The organism is Mesorhizobium sp. C416B, from assembly GCF_030323165.1.
Classification (GTDB): domain Bacteria; phylum Pseudomonadota; class Alphaproteobacteria; order Rhizobiales; family Rhizobiaceae; genus Mesorhizobium.
In genome coordinates this window covers 6,115,331-6,134,139 of the sequence record NZ_CP100471.1, presented here as the reverse complement: position 1 = coordinate 6,134,139, position 18,809 = coordinate 6,115,331, and the positions used below count along the sequence as shown (strand labels likewise).

General features: G+C 63.5%; 20 protein-coding genes. 5 read left to right on the top strand and 15 right to left on the bottom strand.

Going from position 1 to position 18,809, the window contains the following annotated elements:
* Nucleotides 1-60 precede the first annotated feature (60 nt).
* Nucleotides 61-1,863: an NAD(P)/FAD-dependent oxidoreductase gene (locus NLY43_RS29715; protein ID WP_023712475.1), complete on the top strand. Its 1,803-nt coding sequence runs from the start codon at nucleotides 61-63 to the stop codon at nucleotides 1,861-1,863.
* On the opposite strand, the gene NLY43_RS29710 is transcribed toward NLY43_RS29715, so the two are convergent.
* From NLY43_RS29710 to NLY43_RS29700, 3 genes are read right to left on the bottom strand one after another with little or no spacing between them, the layout of a single operon-like run.
* Nucleotides 1,860-2,381 carry a GNAT family N-acetyltransferase gene (locus NLY43_RS29710; protein WP_023712474.1) on the bottom strand — a complete coding sequence of 174 codons (522 nt, stop codon included), beginning with the start codon at nucleotides 2,379-2,381 and terminating at the stop codon, nucleotides 1,860-1,862. The two genes, NLY43_RS29715 and NLY43_RS29710, sit on opposite strands and share 4 nt — an antisense overlap.
* Before the next feature lie 15 nt (nucleotides 2,382-2,396).
* Entirely contained in the window at nucleotides 2,397-2,705 is a 309-nt protein-coding gene (locus NLY43_RS29705) for a hypothetical protein (protein ID WP_023668340.1), read from the bottom strand.
* A gap of 4 nt (nucleotides 2,706-2,709) precedes the next feature.
* A complete protein-coding gene (locus NLY43_RS29700) occupies nucleotides 2,710-3,276 on the bottom strand; it encodes a helix-turn-helix domain-containing protein (protein ID WP_023668339.1) in 567 nt (188 codons plus the stop codon).
* A gap of 152 nt (nucleotides 3,277-3,428) precedes the next feature.
* Here NLY43_RS29700 and NLY43_RS29695 point away from each other — a divergent pair, with 152 nt between their 5' ends.
* On the top strand, nucleotides 3,429-5,261 hold the full coding sequence (locus NLY43_RS29695) for an ATP-binding protein (RefSeq protein ID WP_023712473.1): 1,833 nt from the start codon (nucleotides 3,429-3,431) through the stop codon (nucleotides 5,259-5,261).
* A gap of 220 nt (nucleotides 5,262-5,481) precedes the next feature.
* Here NLY43_RS29695 and NLY43_RS29690 read toward each other — a convergent pair whose 3' ends face one another.
* Nucleotides 5,482-6,273 (bottom strand): GGDEF domain-containing protein, encoded by a 792-nt coding sequence (locus tag NLY43_RS29690; protein WP_023668337.1) that lies wholly within the window; start codon nucleotides 6,271-6,273, stop codon nucleotides 5,482-5,484.
* A gap of 130 nt (nucleotides 6,274-6,403) precedes the next feature.
* Nucleotides 6,404-7,387, bottom strand: a complete 984-nt coding sequence (gene miaA / locus NLY43_RS29685) for a tRNA (adenosine(37)-N6)-dimethylallyltransferase MiaA (RefSeq protein WP_023712472.1) — start codon at nucleotides 7,385-7,387, stop codon at nucleotides 6,404-6,406.
* Between miaA and serB the strand changes: the two genes are divergently transcribed.
* Together serB and NLY43_RS29675 are read left to right on the top strand one after the other, a co-directional pair.
* Nucleotides 7,377-8,264, top strand: a complete 888-nt coding sequence (gene serB, locus NLY43_RS29680) for a phosphoserine phosphatase SerB (RefSeq protein WP_023712488.1) — start codon at nucleotides 7,377-7,379, stop codon at nucleotides 8,262-8,264. The two genes, miaA and serB, sit on opposite strands and share 11 nt — an antisense overlap.
* Nucleotides 8,261-8,833 carry a GNAT family N-acetyltransferase gene (locus NLY43_RS29675; protein WP_023699045.1) on the top strand — a complete coding sequence of 191 codons (573 nt, stop codon included), beginning with the start codon at nucleotides 8,261-8,263 and terminating at the stop codon, nucleotides 8,831-8,833. Before serB ends, NLY43_RS29675 begins: the two co-directional genes overlap by 4 nt.
* A 46-nt stretch (nucleotides 8,834-8,879) precedes the next feature.
* Here the strand turns inward: NLY43_RS29675 and NLY43_RS29670 are convergent, their stop codons facing one another.
* The 6 genes from NLY43_RS29670 to NLY43_RS29645 all read right to left on the bottom strand — a co-directional run bounded on the left by NLY43_RS29670 (nucleotide 8,880) and on the right by NLY43_RS29645 (nucleotide 14,592).
* On the bottom strand, nucleotides 8,880-10,397 hold the full coding sequence (locus NLY43_RS29670) for a DegQ family serine endoprotease (protein ID WP_023668334.1): 1,518 nt from the start codon (nucleotides 10,395-10,397) through the stop codon (nucleotides 8,880-8,882).
* Between the two features lie 238 nt (nucleotides 10,398-10,635).
* The gene (locus NLY43_RS29665; protein ID WP_023668333.1) at nucleotides 10,636-10,821 is read right to left on the bottom strand and encodes a DUF2065 domain-containing protein; all 186 of its coding nucleotides are present in this window, start codon (nucleotides 10,819-10,821) and stop codon (nucleotides 10,636-10,638) included.
* A 4-nt stretch (nucleotides 10,822-10,825) separates the two neighbouring features.
* Entirely contained in the window at nucleotides 10,826-11,803 is a 978-nt protein-coding gene (gene hflC, locus NLY43_RS29660) for a protease modulator HflC (protein ID WP_023682089.1), read from the bottom strand.
* Complete coding sequence (hflK, locus tag NLY43_RS29655; RefSeq protein WP_023682090.1) at nucleotides 11,803-12,912, bottom strand: FtsH protease activity modulator HflK; 1,110 nt, start codon at nucleotides 12,910-12,912, stop codon at nucleotides 11,803-11,805. Before hflK ends, hflC begins: the two co-directional genes overlap by 1 nt.
* A 145-nt stretch (nucleotides 12,913-13,057) precedes the next feature.
* Complete coding sequence (locus NLY43_RS29650) at nucleotides 13,058-13,576, bottom strand: dihydrofolate reductase (RefSeq protein WP_023712471.1); 519 nt, start codon at nucleotides 13,574-13,576, stop codon at nucleotides 13,058-13,060.
* Nucleotides 13,576-14,592 (bottom strand): DUF4424 domain-containing protein, encoded by a 1,017-nt coding sequence (locus tag NLY43_RS29645; RefSeq protein WP_023712470.1) that lies wholly within the window; start codon nucleotides 14,590-14,592, stop codon nucleotides 13,576-13,578. Before NLY43_RS29645 ends, NLY43_RS29650 begins: the two co-directional genes overlap by 1 nt.
* Before the next feature lie 147 nt (nucleotides 14,593-14,739).
* Here NLY43_RS29645 and cobF point away from each other — a divergent pair, with 147 nt between their 5' ends.
* A complete protein-coding gene (gene cobF / locus NLY43_RS29640) occupies nucleotides 14,740-15,513 on the top strand; it encodes a precorrin-6A synthase (deacetylating) (protein ID WP_023712469.1) in 774 nt (257 codons plus the stop codon).
* Between the two features lie 202 nt (nucleotides 15,514-15,715).
* Here the strand turns inward: cobF and NLY43_RS29635 are convergent, their stop codons facing one another.
* The 4 genes from NLY43_RS29635 to modA form a co-directional block, all read right to left on the bottom strand.
* Entirely contained in the window at nucleotides 15,716-16,057 is a 342-nt protein-coding gene (locus tag NLY43_RS29635) for a winged helix-turn-helix domain-containing protein (RefSeq protein ID WP_023667411.1), read from the bottom strand.
* A gap of 69 nt (nucleotides 16,058-16,126) precedes the next feature.
* Nucleotides 16,127-17,239 (bottom strand): molybdenum ABC transporter ATP-binding protein, encoded by a 1,113-nt coding sequence (modC, locus tag NLY43_RS29630; RefSeq protein WP_023712468.1) that lies wholly within the window; start codon nucleotides 17,237-17,239, stop codon nucleotides 16,127-16,129.
* On the bottom strand, nucleotides 17,236-17,940 hold the full coding sequence (modB, locus tag NLY43_RS29625) for a molybdate ABC transporter permease subunit (protein WP_023667413.1): 705 nt from the start codon (nucleotides 17,938-17,940) through the stop codon (nucleotides 17,236-17,238). The genes modC and modB overlap by 4 nt, the downstream gene beginning before the upstream one ends.
* Before the next feature lie 15 nt (nucleotides 17,941-17,955).
* Nucleotides 17,956-18,750 (bottom strand): molybdate ABC transporter substrate-binding protein, encoded by a 795-nt coding sequence (gene modA, locus NLY43_RS29620; protein ID WP_156935576.1) that lies wholly within the window; start codon nucleotides 18,748-18,750, stop codon nucleotides 17,956-17,958.
* Nucleotides 18,751-18,809 lie beyond the last annotated feature (59 nt).

Genomic DNA, 18,809 nt, shown 5'->3' with positions numbered 1-18,809 from the left:
CAAGCTTCGGCAGGGTTCCGTTCGCTACGGGCGGCCAGGAAAAATCGCGGAGGAAATTCAATGCTCGACAAGGCCCCCAACAAGAAGCTTTCCGACCTGCTCGATCGCTTCGGCGCGGCACTCACCGCCGGCGACATCGACAAGGCGGTCGCCTGCTTCCAGGAGGATTGTTACTGGCGCGATCTCGTCACCTTCACCTGGAACATCAAGACGATGGAAGGCCGCGATCAGGTGCGCGACATGCTGGTCAGCCAGTTGGCCAGGACCAAACCGTCGAACTGGGCGATCGCCAGGGGCGAGGATGCCACGGAAAGCGACGGCGTGCTCGACGGCTGGATCAGTTTCGAAACGTCTGTCGCGCGCGGCTTCGGCCACATCCGGCTGAAGGACGGCAAGATCTGGACGCTGCTCACCACCATGGTCGAGCTCAAGGGCCATGAGGAGCCGGCCGGTTTCGACCGGCCGCTCGGCGCCAAGCACGGCCATGGCAAGAACCGCCCGACCTGGAAGGAGGAGCGCGAGAAGGAAGCCGCCGAACTCGGCTTCAAGACGCAGCCCTATACGCTCATCATTGGCGGCGGCCAGGGCGGCATCGCGCTCGGCGCCCGGCTGCGGCAACTCGGCGTGCCCACCATCATCGTCGAGAAGAACGAGCGTGCCGGCGACAGCTGGCGCAAGCGCTACAAGTCGCTGTGCCTGCACGACCCGGTCTGGTACGACCATCTGCCCTATATCGACTTTCCCAGGAACTGGCCGGTCTTCGCGCCCAAGGACAAGATCGGCGACTGGCTGGAAATGTACGCCAAGGTGATGGAGCTGAATTACTGGTCATCGACCGAGGCCAAGAGCGCCGTTTATGACGACAAGAAAAAGGAATGGACCGTTGTCGTGCGCCGCGACGGCAAGGACATCACGCTGAAGCCGAAACAATTGGTGCTGGCCACGGGGCAATCCGGCAAGGCCAACATGCCGAACTTCAAGGGCATGGACACATTCAAGGGCGACCAGCATCACTCCTCGAAGCATCCGGGACCCGATGCCTATGTCGGCAGACAAGCTGTCGTCATCGGCTCGAACAACTCCGCCCACGACATTGCAGCAGCCCTTTGGGAGGCCGGCGCCGACGTCACCATGGTGCAGCGCTCGACCACGCACATCGTCAAGTCGGACACGCTGATGGAGATCGGCCTGGGCTCGCTCTATTCGGAAAAGGCGGTCGCGAGCGGTATGACCACAGCCAAGGCCGACCTCGTCTTTGCCTCCCTGCCCTACAAGATCCTGCACGAATTCCAGATCCCGGCCTATGCCGAGATGAAGAAGCGCGACGACAAATTCTACAAGGGCCTGGAGAAGGCCGGCTTCATGCTTGACTGGGGCGATGACGGCTCCGGCCTGTTCATGAAATATCTGCGGCGCGGCTCGGGCTATTACATCGATGTCGGCGCATCCGACCTGATCATCGACGGGTCGATCAAGCTGAAAAGCGGTGTCGACGTGAAGGAGATCAAGGAGCACTCCGTTCTGCTCTCCGACGGATCGGAACTGCCGGCCGATCTCATCGTCTACGCCACCGGCTACGGTTCGATGAATGGCTGGGCGGCCGATTTGATCTCACGGGAGGTCGCAGACAAGGTCGGCAAATGCTGGGGCCTCGGCTCCAACACCACCAAGGACCCAGGCCCCTGGGAAGGCGAGCTCCGCAACATGTGGAAGCCGACGCATCAGGAGGCGCTGTGGTTCCATGGCGGCAATCTGCATCAGTCGCGCCACTATTCGCAGTTCCTGGCGTTGCAGTTGAAGGCCCGCATGGAAGGCATCGCGACGCCGGTCTACGCGCTGCAAGAGGTTCATCACAAGGCTTAGGCAGCGCCGCCGATGCGCTTCCAGTAGATGAGCGTGCCGGTCAGCCCGCCATGGGGCTTCAAGGCAAAGTCCGGTATTTCGCCAGTGAGCGTGAAGCCGAGTTTTTCGTAAAGGCCGGAAGCGCCCTCCTCGGTTGCGGTGTCCAGCACCAGAAGCGTGCGGCCTTTCTCGACGGCGAGCGTTTCTGCCGCCCGCATCAGCCGGCTCGCTATGCCTTTGCCGCGGTGTTCGACGCGGGTCATCAGCTTGGCGATCTCGGCCCGGTGCGGCTGATTATCAGGAAAGTCGAGCAGCACGGTCACGGTGCCGACCAGAACCTCGCCCTTCCATGCACCCAGCACCGCTCTTTCACCTCTCTCTGCTGCCACCAACGAGTTGCTCCAGAAAGTTTCCGCCGCTTGCCTGGATAAGGGATGCATGAAGCTGACGGAGCCGCCGTCCGCGACCGTCTCGATCAGGAGGTCGGCCAGCATGTCGCGTGTTCCCGCAGTCAGCGACCTGATTTCGATGGGACTCACCTGCACTTTCCCTTGCTAATCCAGACGCGCGACGCGGCGCCGCTTTCGTCTCGCCTTGATCGCGGCGATGCGATCGGTGTCTTTCGGCTGCAGATGCAGCCCGCGTTCGAGGATTTCGAGCGTGTATTCCTCATAGGTCAGGCCAAGCCGCTCGGCCTTTTCCATGCGCATCAGCATCACGTCACGGCTTGGCGCCTTCCACGCCTTGGCATGCGCTGCCTGCCAGGCCAGGAAGATGTAGGGATCGCCCCTGCCCCATGGCGGGCCCTTGTAATCATCGAGCGGCGGTCCGCCATTGTCGGAGCGCTTGGGACGTCTTGCCACGATTTCAGCCCCTGACCAGCGCAACCAGATAGTCGGCCGGCTGCGGTCCGACGGCATGGAACGTGCAGTCCGACGGCGCGCCGAGCGCCAGGCAGTCGCCGGGCTCGAGACTATGCACCATATCACCCTCGGTGAACTCAAGTCGCCCGGAGATCAGCCACATCTGCTGCTTGATGAAGGCATAGGACGCCGCCGGGAAACTCACACTGGCGCCAGCCGGCAACTGCACCCGGATCAATTCGAGCGGCGTGTCGGAAACCGGCGACAGATGCCGACGGACATAGCCCGTACCGGGGTCGCGCCAAACCGGCTGCTCACTCTCGCGCAGCAGGCCGCCACCTTGCTGCTCGGCGCGTGCTATCAGCGTCGACAGCGTCATGCCGAAAGCAGCGGCGATGCGCACCAGCAGCGCCGCCGTCGGGCTGGTCATGCCGCGCTCGATAGTGCTGAGCATGGCTTTGGAGACGCCGGAGCGGTTCGCCAGGTCGGCCAACGACCAGTCCCGCAAGGCTCTTTCGGCGTGGATTCGTCTGCCTATCGTGGCCGACATGTCATTCGCTATATCAGTCATTCGTCCAATATATCGAATATTTGGATTCGGAAAAGAGGCCGGCCGGTTGAATTTTCGCTGACGGGTTAACCCCTGCTACACCATCCCGCATCACGCCACCTTAACCCCGTCTGTGTAGGATCGACGCTCCACGAGAATGGGGATCGGATCGTATGTTTGTCGAGCGCGAAGCCTCCGTCGGCGAACCGACCTCGCAGGAGCGCCGCCGCGCAGAGCAGAGCGACAAGCGCATTCTCGGCAACGTCGTGCAGTGCGACGGTGCGCGCGCCACCATCAGCGCCTATGCCGACGACATCGAAGGCGCGGTCACCGGCCTGTGGACCGTCGGCAAGATGATCTCCATCAATCTCGGGACATCGCGCACCGTTGGTCTGGTCTACGAAATCGGCAAGTCGGATCGCGCCTGGAGCAATGAGGGACAAAATCCCATCGAGGTCAGCGTCGAGCTGATCGGCGAAGTGCGCGACGGCGCCGAACCGGGGGCCAAACCGGTGTTCGACCGCGGCATCACCACCTATCCTCATATCGGCGCCATAGCGCACCGCATCCGTACCCGTGATCTGCAGGCGGTCTACGATCTCGCCGGGCGTCATTCGATCACCATCGGTACGCTGTCGCAGGATGAGTCGATCGACGCCAACATCGCCATCGACGACACGCTGGCGCGCCATTTTGCCGTTGTCGGCACAACCGGCGTCGGCAAATCCACCGCCGTCTCGCTGCTGCTGCGCAAATCGATCGCCGCCCGGCCCGATCTGCGCATCCTCATCCTCGATCCGCACAATGAATTCGCGGCGTCCCTGCCTGAGTTCTGCGTCCGGGTCGATTCCAAGACGCTTGACCTGCCGTTCTGGATGTTCAGGCTCGAAGAATTCGCCGAAGTCCTGTTTCGCGGCCGAGAGGTCGTGCCGGAAGAAGTCGATGTCCTGCGCGACCTGATCCCCGCCGCCAAGAACCTCTATCGCAATCCCAATTCAGGCTCCTATGTGCGCCGCGGCAGCGATGCGCTGACCGCCGACACACCGGTGCCCTACCGAATGGTCGATCTCATCAAGCAGATCGACGAGCGCATGGGCCTCTTGGAAAGCAAGAACGACCGCCCGACGCTGAAATCGCTGAAGACGCGCATCGAGTCCGCCGCGTCCGACCCGCGCTATCGCTTCATGTTCAATTCGCGGCTGATCGAGGACACGATCCACGAGACGATCGGCAATATTTTCCGTGTGCCGCATCATGGCCGCCCGGTGACCTGCTTCGAGATGGCCGGCATGCCGTCCGAAGTGGTCAACTCCGTCTGTTCGGTGCTGGCTCGGCTCGCCTTCGACCTTGCGCTGTGGAGCGAGGGCCGGCTGAAGCTGTTGCTGCTGTGCGAGGAAGCACACCGCTATATGCCGGCCGATCCACGCCTTGGCTTCGCCCCGACAAGGCATGCACTGTCGCGCATCGCCAAGGAAGGCCGCAAATATGGCTGCTATCTCGGCGTCGTCACCCAGCGCCCGGGTGAACTCGATCCGACCATCCTGTCGCAATGCTCGACCTTCTTCGCCATGCGGCTGGCCAATGAGCAGGACCAGGCGATCATCCGCTCGGCGATCGCCGATTCCTCCGCCTCGACGCTGGCCTTTCTGTCCTCCATGGGCCAGCGCGAAGCCATCGCCTTCGGTGAAGGCGTGGCGACGACCATGCGGCTGAAGTTCGAAAAACTGGCGGAGAACCTTATCCCCGGCACCGCCAAGCGAGAGCAGGACGAGTTCTCGCAGGACGGCAACGACGTCGATCTCGCCGCCATCGTCGAGCGGCTGCGCAACGTCCCGAAACCGCAGCAGCAGATGGCCTTCGCCGAAGCAGTGGATTCCGGCCGCCAGGCCGGCGATCCCGATTACCGCAAGCCGGCCACCGCCCAGCGCGTCCAGCCGGACGACGATTTCGACCTGCGCTACGGCCTCAAGCCCACAACCTTCGGCATGCGCCCGCAGAACGATTGACCTTCAGCGTAGCGACTTGCCGGCCAATTGAGAAGCCGCCGGAGCGCCAGGGCTCGGCTTCGTTGGCCGCTTGGGTAAAATCCCGAAAGGGAATTCATCAGGCCGGATTGAATGGCGTGGCTTTCGAGAAGCCGGAGCGGAGCGGACATTTAGTCCGTGAGCACCGGAAGTCGAGAAAGCCACGTCAGGCAACCGGCCTCATGAATTCTTCTTCGGGATTTTAGGCGCAGACGCGGTTGCGGCCTTGCCTCTTCGCCTCGTAGAGCTGGCGGTCGGCGCGGCGGTAGAATTCCTCGGCGGTTTCCTTCCGATCCCAGACGGCTAGTCCGACGCTGGTGGTGATCTTGAGGCGGACATTGCCCGACAGCACCGACATGTTGGCAATCGCTTTGCGGATGCGTTCGGCGAACTTCCCCAACAACTCCGCATCCATGTTGGGCGTGACGACGGCGAACTCCTCGCCCCCAAGCCGCGCCACCACATCGTGGTAGCGCGTCATGCCTTTGAGGCAATTGGCGACTGCCCTAAGCACCTCGTCGCCGACATCGTGGCCATGCGTATCGTTGACCTGCTTGAAATGATCGAGGTCGAGGATCATCAGCCCGACGGGCTTTTCGATGCGGCGGAATTCCTCGAGATATTCCTTCAGCGCATCATCGAAGTAGCGCCGGTTCTGCATGCCGGTAAGGCCGTCGGTCAATGCCGCATGCTGCAGCGTTTCCGAGCGGGCGCTGAGCGAAACCGTCATGGCGCGCAGCTTGCCCTCTTCCGTGGCCTGCCTACGGATCAGCGGGTAGATGAAGAACACGCCGAAGAACAGCGCTGTCGCCAGCAGCACCCCGGTGACAAACAGCAGCGTGTTGAGATAGGCGATCCTCTCGACCCGGGAAGTCGTATCGTGACCGACCGCGATGAACTGCAATTGACCATAGGCATAAAGCGTCACCAGGCCTGCGGCCAGGATCACGAAAATAAAGACGAAAAATGCGGATTCCGCCTTGTGGAAACGCATCTGCTTCCCGTTGCAAAGTACCCGCCGGATCTATGGCATGCCGGCGCCTTACGGACGGTTAATCCAGACAACCGGAGCGGGAATGTTCATTCCTACTTCTGTTTCTTTAATTGTATTGGCAGCACGAAAATCAAATCGCGGTTTGCAAGCGGCCGCCGGGCTGCAATCTCAGCCATTCCGGTCCCAGCTGATGGCGAAACCACGTCGTTTGCCGTTTGGCATATTGCCGCGTCGCTGCCTTGCAGCGCTCGATGGCCTGAGGAAAGCTGATGTCACCCGCCATGGCGGCCGAAAGTTCGCGAACGCCGATCGCCTTCATCGCCGGCAGGTCGGGATCGAGGCCAAGCGCCGCAAGCCGTTTGACCTCATCGAGCGCGCCGAGATCGAGCATGCGGTCGAACCTTGTTTCGATCCGCTCGACAAGGGCGGCGCGGTCCGGCTCGATAACGAAGAACCGAGCGCTGTCGCGGTCGATCAGCGGCCGGCCGCGCGCTGCCTGCCATTCTAGGATGGAGCGGCCGGATGCGTCGAGCACCTCCAGCGCCCGCACGATGCGCTGGCCGTCGGTCGGCTTCAGCTGCATGGCGACTGCCGAATCCTCATGCATCAGGATGCGGTGCAGCTTGGCTGCGCCTTGCTCCTTTAACCCGTAGCGCCAGCGGTCGCGTACCTGCTGCGGAATGTCGGGCATTTCCGAAATGCCCTCGGCAAGTGCGCGAAAATAGAGCCCGGTGCCGCCGACGAAAATCACCGGACGTTCAAAGCCGGCGTCATCGGGCTGTCGGGCGAGCGTGCCGTCATCGATCAGCTTCATCACGTCGCGCAGCCAGGCGCCGGTGGAATAGGCGGTGGAGGGATGCACGTGGCCATAGAGATAGTGCGGCGCGCGGGCGAGGTCGGCAGCGCTCGGCCGCGCCGTCAGCACGTCGAGCACCGAATAGCCCTGCATGGAATCGGTGTTGACGATGACGCCGCCCTTGCGCTCGGCGAGATCGAGCGCCAGCGCCGACTTGCCGCTGGCGGTCGGCCCGGCTATCAGGATCGCGTCCTTCACGCGGCCCTCGCCCGCCTGCCCGCCCTCGCCTAGCTGCTTGGAAGCCTCGATGCCGCTCATTGCCACGCTTGTGTCCCACCCCGTCCGCCGCGCGATGTCGGCCTCGCTTGCGAATATGGCCTCACGGTCGGTCGGCGCAAGCGCTGTTCGCTGGCTGGGCGAAGGCGTCGCCTGCGACCTGGTGCTGCCCGAGGGTGCGGAAGCCGCTGAGGCAAGTGCCGCCTTGCGCTTGGCACTTGGCTCCGAGCCGGTCGACGTGATCGTTCAGCAGGCCGAAAGCCGCCGCAAGACAATCCTGCTTGCCGATATGGATTCAACCATGATCGACCAGGAATGCATCGACGAACTCGCCGACGAGATCGGCGTCAAGGACCGCGTCGCCGCCATCACCGCACGCTCGATGAACGGCGAGATCGCTTTCGAGCCGGCGCTGCGTGAACGCGTGGCGCTGCTGAAAGGCCTCGATACGGCCGTAGTCGACCGCATCATCGCGAACCGCCTGACGCTGGCGTCGGGCGGCCGCGCTCTGGTGCAGACGATGCGCGCCAATGGCGCCTGGACGGCGCTTGTCTCCGGCGGCTTCGACGTCTTCACCAGCCGTGTCGCCGCCATGCTCGGCTTCGAGGAAAACCGTGCCAACCGACTGATCGAGGAGAACGGGCGCTTTGCCGGCCTGGTCGCCGAGCCGATCCTCGGCCGCGCCGCCAAGGCCGATGCGCTGAACGATATCTCGGCCCGCCTGGGCCTGACGCCATTCGATGCGATTGCGGTCGGCGACGGCGCCAACGACCTCGACATGATCCGCCTGGCCGGCACCGGTGTCGCGCTCCACGCGAAGCCGGCCGTTGCTGCCGAAGCCAAGGTCCGCATCGACCATGGCGATCTCACCGCACTGCTTTATCTCCAGGGCTACCGCCAGGAAGAGTTCGCCCAATGAAACCGATGCGCACCGAGCGCCTCATCCTGCGCAACTGGGAAGAGCGCGACCGCGAACTATTCCATCGCATCAACTCCGACGAGCGGGTGATGGAATTTTTTCCGTTCCGCCGCGACCGCGCCGAGACGGATGCCAAGATGGACGAGTTTCGGGGCTGGATCGCCGAGGACGGCTTTGGTTTTGCCGCCGCCGAGATCGCCGCGACTGGGGAATGCATCGGCTTCGTCGGCCTCTTAAAGACCGATCACGTGCCGTCCCTGCCCTCCGATACGATCGAGATCGGCTGGCGGTTGGCGCCGGAATTCTGGCGAAAGGGCTATGTCACGGAGGCCTCCGAAGCCTGGCTCGCCTTTGGCTTCGAGACGCTTGACCGGGACGAGATCGTCTCCTTCGCCGTCGCGGCCAACCGCCGCTCGACGGCCGTCATGGAGCGTCTTGGCATGAGCCCTGACCCGGCTCGCGATTTCGACCACCCATCCATCCCTGACAGCCACCCGCACCTCAAGCGGCATGTCCTCTACACCCTGTCGCGCAAGGACTGGCAGGCAAGAAAAAGGGCGGCTAACTAGCCGCCCTTTTCATTTCGAAATCAGATCGTTGCAGGCCTGACCGGACTCAATCCATCCGGATCGTCACGAAGCGCAACTCGCCTGTCTTGGACGCCAGCATCAAGAGCGCATTCTTGCGGCCCTGCTCCTTCAGCGCGCCGATCCGGTCCATCACGTCCTTCGGGGTCGCGACCGATTCCTGGGCGATTTCGGTGATCACCTCGCCGGCCTGGATGCCGCGCTCGGCGGCGGCCGAATCCTTGGTGACGTCGGTGATGACGACGCCGGAGACGTCGGCCGCGATGCCGAATTTTTTCCGTGTGTCGTCATTGAGCTCGCCGACGGTCATGCCGAGCACCGAGGCCGTGGAGACCGCGGGCGCCTTGTCGCCGCCCTTGTCCTCATCGGTAGTGCCGTCCTCACCGGCAGCGACCTTCTCGCCGTCCTCAAGCCGGCCGAGCGTCACCTTCACCGTCTGCTCGACGCCCTTGCGCACGATGATCACGTCGACCGCCTTGCCGACCGGGCTTTCCGCCACGACGCGCGGCAGGTCGCGCATTTCATGGATGTCCTTGCCATCGAACTTGATGATGACGTCGCCGGCGAGAATTGTGCCGTTGTCGACCGGTCCGCCCTTGATGACGCCGGCCACCAGCGCGCCCTTGGCGGTCGCCATGCCGAGGCTCTCGGCGATGTCGTCGGTCACCGGCTGGATGCGCACGCCGAGCCAGCCGCGACGGGTCTCGCCGAACTGGCGCAGCTGGTCGACGACGCCCGAGGCAAGCTGCGAGGGGATGGAGAAACCGATGCCGATCGAGCCGCCCGACGGCGAGATGATCGCCGTGTTGATACCGATGACCTCGCCCAGGCTGTTGAACAGCGGCCCGCCGGAATTGCCGCGGTTGATGGCGGCGTCGGTCTGGATGAAGTCGTCGTAGGGGCCGGAATTGATGTCGCGGTTGCGGGCCGAGACGATGCCGACCGTCACCGTGCCGCCAAGGCCGAACGGATTGCCGATCGCCATCACCCAGTCGCCGACGCGCATCTTGTTGGAATCGCCGAATTTCACCGCCGTCAGCTTGTGGCCCTTCGGGTCGACCTTGAGCACCGCCACGTCGGTCTTGGTGTCGGTGCCGACCAGCGTCGCCTTCAGCGTCACGCCGTCGGAGAAATTCACCTCGATGTCGTCTGCATCGGCGATGACGTGGTTGTTGGTGACGACAATGCCTTGCTCGGCGTCGACCACGAAGCCGGAGCCCAGCGACTGTACCTTTTGCGCGCCGCCATCCTTGTCGCCGCCACGGTTCTTGAAGAAGTCGTCGAAGAAATCCTGGAACGGCGAACCCTCGGGCAGCTGCGGCATCGGCACCGCGCCCGGACCTTCCGTGCCCTTCACGGTCTGCGAGGTCGAGATGTTGACCACCGCACCGAGCAGGCCTTCGGCGAGGTCGGCAACCGAAGCCGGTCCGTCCGCGGCCATCGTCGGCGTCACGAAAGCTGGAACGGCAAGCGCGCCGACCAGAAGTGCCGCAGCACCTGCGATGAACGTCCGCCGCGCCGCGCGCAGAAGGGTGTTGGATGTCATCGAAAGCCTCCCGGATTGCAGAAAAGAAAAGCGCTTCGGCAAAACGCCGCGTCGCGTCATGTTGGCAAGAAATACGGCACGTTTGCGGCTATGGCCACATCAGGAGGATAAATCCTCCGTTACACCTTAGAACGGTTCGCCGTTTCGCGGAAACGGCGAACCGTTCGATCCCTTTGCTTTTACGCAATTCCGGACGGAAAACCGCTCACACTTTCCTGGAATTGCAGATCAGCGGTCCTCAGCCACGCACCAACCAGACGATGCCGACGCCGATGGCGATCGCCACCAGCCCGACGATGCGCAGCGCAATTTCCGGCGTCGACAGCACTTCGCCGGCAAGACGTTTGGCAAGGCCGGGAAAGCCGCCATAGACCAGACCCTCTACGACGAGGACCAGGCCTATGGCCGCAAGGAAATCCTGCACCGCCCTACTGGGCGGGTGCAGGTTGTGCAGCCGGCGCGGCAGGTGCCGTCGCCGGCGCGGCAGGTGCCGTCGCCGGAGCCGCAGGCGCCGCCGGCTTCGCGTCCGTCCCGTCCGGATTGCGGAAGAAGCGGAAGAACTCCGAGTTTGGCGACAGCACCATCGTCGTCCCGGAGTTGTCCAGCGCCGTGCCATAGGCATTCATCGACCGGTAGAAGTCGAAGAACGCCGGATCGCGTTTGTAGGCGTCGGCAAAGGTCGCGCTGCGCTGGGCTTCACCTTCACCACGCAGGATTTCCGATTCCTTGCGCGCTTCGGCGACGATTTCCACCACTTCGCGGTCGGCGCGGGCGGTGATGCGCTGCGCGGCCTCTTTGCCGCGTGCCCTCAGCCGTTCGGCCTCGGCCAAACGTTCGGCCTTCATGCGGTCGAAGGTCTGCTGCGAGACCTCGGCCGTCAGATCGGTTCGGCGGATGCGCACATCCTCGATCTGCAGGCCGAGCGAGGTGGCGTCGGGCCGAAGCTGATCGCGCACTTCGCGCATCATCACGGCCCGCTCTTCCGAAAGCGCCGCCTCGAAGTCGCGCAGACCGTAGACACGGCGCAGCGCCGCATCGAGACGCGTCCTCAGTCGTGCTTCGGCCAGTGTGATCTGACCGGACACGGCTGAGCGGAACACGCGCGGATCCGAGATGCGGTACGCGATGAAAGCGTCGACCTCGTAGAACTTGCCGCCCGAAACCTGGACGCGGATGTTGTCGAGATCGAAGCGCAGCACCCTGTTTTCGATCAATTGCACGCTGTCGGCGTCGAAGAAGGCGAAAGGCGCCTTGAAATAGATGCCGGGTTCATTCTTGACGTCGACAATCTCGCCGAACCGCAGCACGAGTGCCTGCTGGCGCGCATTGACCACGAAGACCGAGGAGTAGAGCAGGAACAGAAGCACGGCCGCGATGACCGCGATGATGGGAAGACGATTGGCCATCACTGGGCTCCTCCCGTGGTCGCAGGCGGCGGCGCCTTCGGTTGCAGTGCCGGCAGCGGCAGATAGGGAACGACCCCTTGCCCATTGCCCTGTTCGACGATCACCTTGTTGGAATCCTTCAGCACCTTCTCCATCGTTTCCAGATAAAGCCGCCGGCGCGTAACATCGGGCGCCTTGGCGTATTCGTCATAGACCGAGATGAAGCGCTGCGCCTCACCTTCGGCTTCCTGGACGACACGGTTCTTGTAGGCTGCCGCGTCCTCGCGGATCTGCGCCGCGGCGCCACGCGCCTGGCCAAGCTTCTGGTTGGAATACTGGTTGGCCTGCTCGACGAACTTGTCTTCGTCCTGCTCGGCGCGCTGCACTTCGTCGAACGCGTCGGCCACTTCACGCGGCGGCGCCGCGTCCTCGATCGAAACCGCGTTGACATTCAGGCCGGCCTTGTAGCCGTCCAGCGTCGTCTGAATGATTTCACGCACCGAGGCGGCAATGCCCTGACGGTCGTCGCGGAAGATGTCCTGGGCCGGTCGCCGGCCGACCGCTTCGCGCATGGCGCTCTCTGCGACCTGCTGCAGCATGCCTTCTGGGTCGGAGACGTCGAACAGATAGGCCCGCGGATCGGAGACCTGATAGGCCACCGAAAACTGGACGTTGACGATGTTCTGGTCGCCGGTAAGCATCAGCCCCGACGAGTTGCCGCTCGTCGCGCCGCCACCACCGATATCGACGAGTTGTTCGGCGATGTTGGCCGTCTCGACGGTTTCGACCGGCCACCAATGGAAATGCAGACCCGGCTGCGACAGCTCCGCCTTCGGCTTGCCGAAGCGCAGCTCGACCGCAACCTCGTCCGGCTGCACGGTGTAGACCGCCTTGAACGCCCACAGCACGATCAGAGCCGCTGCGATCAGCGCAAAGACGGCCGGGCTGGCGCCGCCGCCACCGGGCAGCGCGCGCCGCAGCCGGTCCTGGCCGCGGCGGATGATGTCTTCGAGATCGGGAGGTGACCCCGGCGGGCCGCTAGGCCCCTTCGGTCCCTGCCCCCAGGGTCCCTGATTGTTGCCGCCGCCGCCCCATGGGCCGCCGCCGCCGCTCTTGTCGTTCCAGGGCATGAATGTCCTTTCGCTTGGGATTCCCTCAGCGCCGACGTTGCGGCGCAAAATCCAGTTGTTCTTCTATAGGGACGCAGCGATGCGCTTTCAACGCGATCCGCTGCCGAGCATGTCCGTTTTGGACGTTCGCGACCCTTTTATCGTCTCAATGCACGCCGCGGCGTCGCTCGTAAACCGAATAGCGCGTCGCATGGCTGTCCTTTTCACCGGCCGGAACGTCCTGAGCGCTGACAAGGCGCCACAAATCCGGATCGATGTCGGGAAAATGCGCGTCGCCATCGACCGCCGCCAGCACATGGGTGACGTGCAGCCGGTCTGCCAGCGGCAGCGCCTGCGCATAGATCTCGCCGCCGCCGATGATGCAGATTTCGTCGAGGCCGGCCATGCAACGCCCGCGCACCGTGGCCAGCTGGATCGCTGCCTCCAGCGAGTGCGCCACCTCTATGCCCTCGGCGCGCCAGGCCTCGTCGCGGGTCACCACGATGTTCAATCGGCCCGGCAGCGGCCGGCCGATGCCTTCATAAGTCTTGCGGCCCATGATGACGGGCTTGCCCATCGTATCGGCCTTGAAGCGCTTGAGATCGGTGGACAGCCGCCACGGTAAGCCGCCGTCGCGCCCGATGACGCCGTTCTGCGCAATGGCGACATAGATCGCGACGTCCATCAGTTGGCTCCCCCGGCGCCGTCATCCGACGGCTCCAAAAGCAATATGTCGATGTTGTGCTCGGGATAGAGATCCTGCGCCGCCGTCTCGAAGGTCGTCGGCCCGACCTTCTTGACATTGTCGCCGCAAAACGAGATCAGCGCTTTCGGATTGCCCTTGTCGACGGTTAGCTTGAACTTGCCGATGCTGCCATTGGCCCAGTTGCCGCCGGTGGTCAGGATATAGGCTATGCGGTTCTCGTAGAAATGCGGATAACCGTCGGCCTTGGCGGCCTGCCGCACCGCATTCTCGAAGCTGTCGTCCATGCAGTAGCGGGTCTTGTAGGTCGTGTACTGGCTGCCCTCGGTGAACTTGCCGTTATAGAAGAAACTCACCGATGACGTGCCGCCGACGCTCGGTTTGTAGCGGTGCGAGACGTGGACATCCTTGTTGGCCGGAAATATCGCGCGCCACCAATAGGTCGAGCGCAACTGCCACCACGGCGTATAGACCTTGTTCGCCTCGGTACCTTCGCTGCCCGTATCCTCGATGATGATGCCGCGGTTTTCCCAATCCTCGGCGACCGTTTTCGGCAGCTTCGCCAGGGCCGCCTTGGCCGCATCGCCGAACGGATTGAACGGCACGTTCTGCGCCTTCAGATCGGCGCCGATATCGATGCCGACAGCGAACACTTTCTGCTCGAGCTGCGGCTTTGCCGGCGCTCCGTCGATCGTCACCTCGAAGCCAAGGAAATTGTCGCTCTGGTTTTCCGGGATGGCCGGCATTTCCTCCGGATTGCCTTCGATGTCCGGCAGCGGAAAAGCGACGATGGCATTTACATCCTTGTCGGTGTTGTTGTGGAAGACGTAGTCGACCGTGACCTTTTCCGGCGAGATATAGAGGTCCTCGCTTTGCATCGACACCGCGTCGCTACGCGACAGGATCAGGCCACCTGTGCCGAGTTCGGCGGTCGTATCATTGGCCAGCGCGGGCGCTGCTGAAAGCGCCAGCGCTACGGTCAGAACATATTGCAACATCGAAGCCCCTCGCCAAGAATGCCGCGACCCTAGCCGTTTCAGTGTGGCGTTTCAAAGCCTTCCGCCTCCCAACAGGACGCCACAGTGTCTGGACACGCCAATCGGCGGTCTGGACTAACAGGTTTCGATCGGGCAGGAGTTCGCGTCATGCGCAAGCTTCTCGTCATCGGCATCGGCGCCGGCAATCCCGATCATATGACCGTGCAGGCGATTGATGGCCTGAACCGGGCGGACGTCCTGTTTATTCCCGACAAAGGGGCGAAGAAGAACGACCTTGCCGAATTGCGCCGCCATATCTGCGACCGTTTCGTCAGCAATCCGAAATCGCGCCGCGTCGAGTTCGACGTGCCGGTGCGCGCCGAGCCGGCGCCTTCCTATCGCTCGACCGTCGATGACTGGCACGAGGCCATCGCCCAGATCTATGAGAGCCTGGTCCGCGACGAACTTGCCGAGGACGGCTGCGGCGCCTTCCTGATCTGGGGCGACCCCTCGCTCTATGACAGCGCGCTGCGCATCCTCGCGCGCGTACGACTGAGGGGCAATGTCGCATTCGAACTGGAGGTCATTCCCGGCATCACCGCCGTCCAGGCGCTAGCCGCCGGCCACAAGATGGCGCTGAACCGCATCGGCGACCCCGTGCTGATCACCACCGGCCGCCGCCTCGCCGAACAAGGCATGCCGCACAATGCCGGCAGCGCCGTGGTCATGCTCGACGGCAAATGCGCCTTCAACACGCTGGCAGACAAGGATCTGATCATCCATTGGGGCGCCTATCTCGGCACACCGGACGAGATCATCGTTTCCGGTCGCCTGGGTGATGTCGGCGAGGAGATTGAGAGGACGAGAGAAGAAGCCCGGAAAAGAAAGGGCTGGATCATGGACACCTATCTGCTGCGTAAAGCAGGAGAGCCCGAGGAATAGCGCGCTCAAAGGTCGAGTTCCTTCGCGCCCCCCTCTGTCCTGCCGGACATCTCCCCCTCTAGTGGGGAGATTGGCCGTCACGGAGGATTTCGCCAATCGCCTAACAGATTAGCGCCCGTCTACGGGCTAGCTGATCTCCCCCCTTGCGGGGGAGATGTCCGGCAGGACAGAGGGGGGTGTGACGGATCGCAAGCTTCAACCCTCACCCAGCATCAATCTCCGCCTGCAAGGCGTCCATATGCGTGGCCGCCGCTGCCGCCGCAGCGCGCTCGATAGCGCGAAAACGGCTGACAACTGCAAGGCCAACTGAGGTCAGCTGTGCGCCGCCGCCCTTTTTGCCGCCGGTCTGCGCCGCGACCAGTGGCTTGCCGAACACACGGTTCATATCTTCCACCAGATCCCAGGCGTGCTTGTAGGACATCTCCATGCCGCGTGCCGCAGCCGAGATCGAGCCGAAGGTGGCGATCTGCTCCAGCAATTCGATCTTGCCCGGACCTATGCGCCCGTCCGGATCGAGATTTATCCGCAGGCTCAGCGACGGCATCTCTTGTCCTCCACAGTCACACTAGCCCCTCTCGACCCATAGCGCTATTCCAAAACGATATAGCGGCTATCAGCCATCCGCTTCGGCCGGCAGCCCGGCGCCGGTGTTGGCACGGTCGAAACTGACCGTCTTGATCACCGCGAACACCTTGCCGCCGAGTTGAAGGTTCAGTACCTGCCTGGATTGTTCGGTAATGCGCGCAAGCACGGTTGCGCCATTGCAGTCGATGCCGATTTCGACCGTCGGCCCCTCGCCCGAGCCGATTGCGACGATGGCGCCCGGCAGGATGTTGAGCGCACTGAGACCTTTCGGCTGTTCGGTGGCGATCATCACGTCGCGGGCGCGGATTCGGATGCGCACAGGCGCGCCGACCGAGACCGCCGATTGCGGCACCCGGATTTCGCCCGCCGCCGAGCCGAGCACGGTCATCCCGAAGATCTCATCATGGCGCAGCACCTTGGTGTCGAGAACCGCGCCGCCCTCGCCGCGTTCCTCCGCCGGCAGCAATTCGAGCCGTTGCATGATCGCGCCGGTCGGGCCTGAGGCAGCGACCTTGCCTTGCGCCATCACCACCACGTCGCTGGCCAGCCGCGCCACCTCGGCGACGGAGTGGCTGACATATACGATGGGCAGCTTGGTCTCGTCGCGCAGCCGCTCGATATAGGGCAGGATCTCGGCTTTGCGCGCATCGTCGAGCGAGGCCAGCGGCTCGTCCATCAACAGCAGTTTCGGGCTGGCAAGCAGCGCCCGGCCGATCGCCACGCGCTGCTTCTCGCCGCCCGAGAGCTTTGCCGGTCGCCGGTCGAGCAGAGGACCGATGCCGAGCAGTTCGACGACCGCGTCGATATCCGCATAGCGCTCCGCCGGTGGCGTGAACCAGCGGCCATAGCGCAGATTGCCGGCCACGCTCATATGCGGAAACAGCCGCGCGTCCTGGAACACCATGCCGATCCGGCGCTTGTGCTTCGGCACGAAAATGCCGGCATCGGTGTCGACCAGCACACAGCCGTCGACCGCGATACGGCCCTTGGTCGGCCGGATCAGGCCGGCGATCACGTTGATCAGCGTCGTCTTGCCGGAGCCCGATGGCCCGAACAGCGCCGTCAGCCGCCCGGCGCTTTCGAAACGCGCGTCGACGGCGAAACCGCCGAGCCGATGGCTGATGTCCACCAGCACGCTCATTCGATGTCCATCCGCCGGCCGACGCGCCGCGCCAGCACTTCCGAGGCGACCAATGCGGCCATCGAGATGACGATGGAGATTAGCGTCAGCCTGAGCGCCCCGTCATCGCCGCCAGGCACCTGCGTGAAGGTGTAGATCGCCGAAGGCAGCGTCTGCGTCTCGTTGGGAATGTTGGAGACGAAGGTGATGGTGGCGCCGAACTCGCCCATCGCCTTGGCGAAGGACAGGATCGAGCCGGCGATCAGCCCGGGCAGGATCAGCGGCAGCGTGATGGTGGCGAAGACCCAAATCGGGTTGGCGCCGAGCGTTCCCGCCGCTGCCTCCATTTTGCGGTCGACCGCCTCGATCGACAGCCGGATCGCCCGCACCATCAGGGGAAAGCCCATGATACCGCAGGCCAGTGCGGCGCCGGTCCAGCGAAACGAGAAGACGATGCCGAAATGCTCGGCCAGGAACGCTCCCGCCGGCCCGCGCCGGCCGAAGGTAAGCAGCAAGAGATAACCTGTCACCACCGGCGGCAGGATCAACGGCAGGTGAACCACGCCGTTGAGCAGCGTCTTGCCCCAGAATTTTCCGCGGGCCAGCAAAAGCGCCATCAAGATGCCCGGCGGCAGGCTGAACAGCATCGCCACCGTCGCCACCTTGATCGACAGCCGGACCGCATTCCATTCGTCGGGAGTGAGGTCCAGCAGCCAGTTCATGCGTCAGCCGCTACCTTAATTGCTCGGCGTGAGCACGGTGAAACCCTGATCACTAAACAGCTCCACCGCCTTGGCGGACTGCAGGCACTTCAGGAAAGCCGGGGTATCCTTGTCCTTCGAATCGGTGGTCTGGGCAACCGGATAGATGATCGGCGGGTGCGAATCCTCCGGGAAGGTGCCGACCACCTTGACTCCCTTGTCGGCATGCGCGTCGGTGGCATAGACGATGCCGAGCGCGGCCTCGCCCGTTGAAACCAGCTTGAGCGCGGCGCGCACATTCTCGGCCTGCGCCACCTTGCCTTCGACCGACGACCAGACGCCGAGCGATTCAAGTGCCGCCTTGCCGTATTTGCCGGCCGGCACCGCCTTGACGTCGCCCATGGCAAGCCTGCCGTGGCCAACCAGCTTGGCCAGGTCGAAGCCTTTCTCGATCCTGGTCTCAACCTTGGAATCCTGTGGCGCCACCAGCACGATCTGGTTGCCGAGCAGTTTCACCTCGGTTTCCGGCTTGGTCAGTCTCTTGTCGGAGAGGTACTTCATCCAGTCGAGATCGGCCGAAATGAACACATCGGCGGGCGCCCCGAGTTCGATCTGCTTGGCCAGCGCCGAGCTCGCGGCGTAGGAGACGGTCGCCGCTTCACCGACATCGGCTTCGCAGGCCTTGGTGACGGCGTCGAGCCCGTCCTTGAGGCTGGCTGCGGCAAACACGATCACCTTGTCTCCCGCGTGAGCCGCCGGCATCACGGCCATCAGAGCTACGGCAAAGCCGCCAATCGCGATTGCCCTCATACCAAAACCTTTGTGCCCCAACATGAAAACTCTCCCTGGGCTTGAAATCTGCTGGCTCGACTCCTGCCGACCGATATATC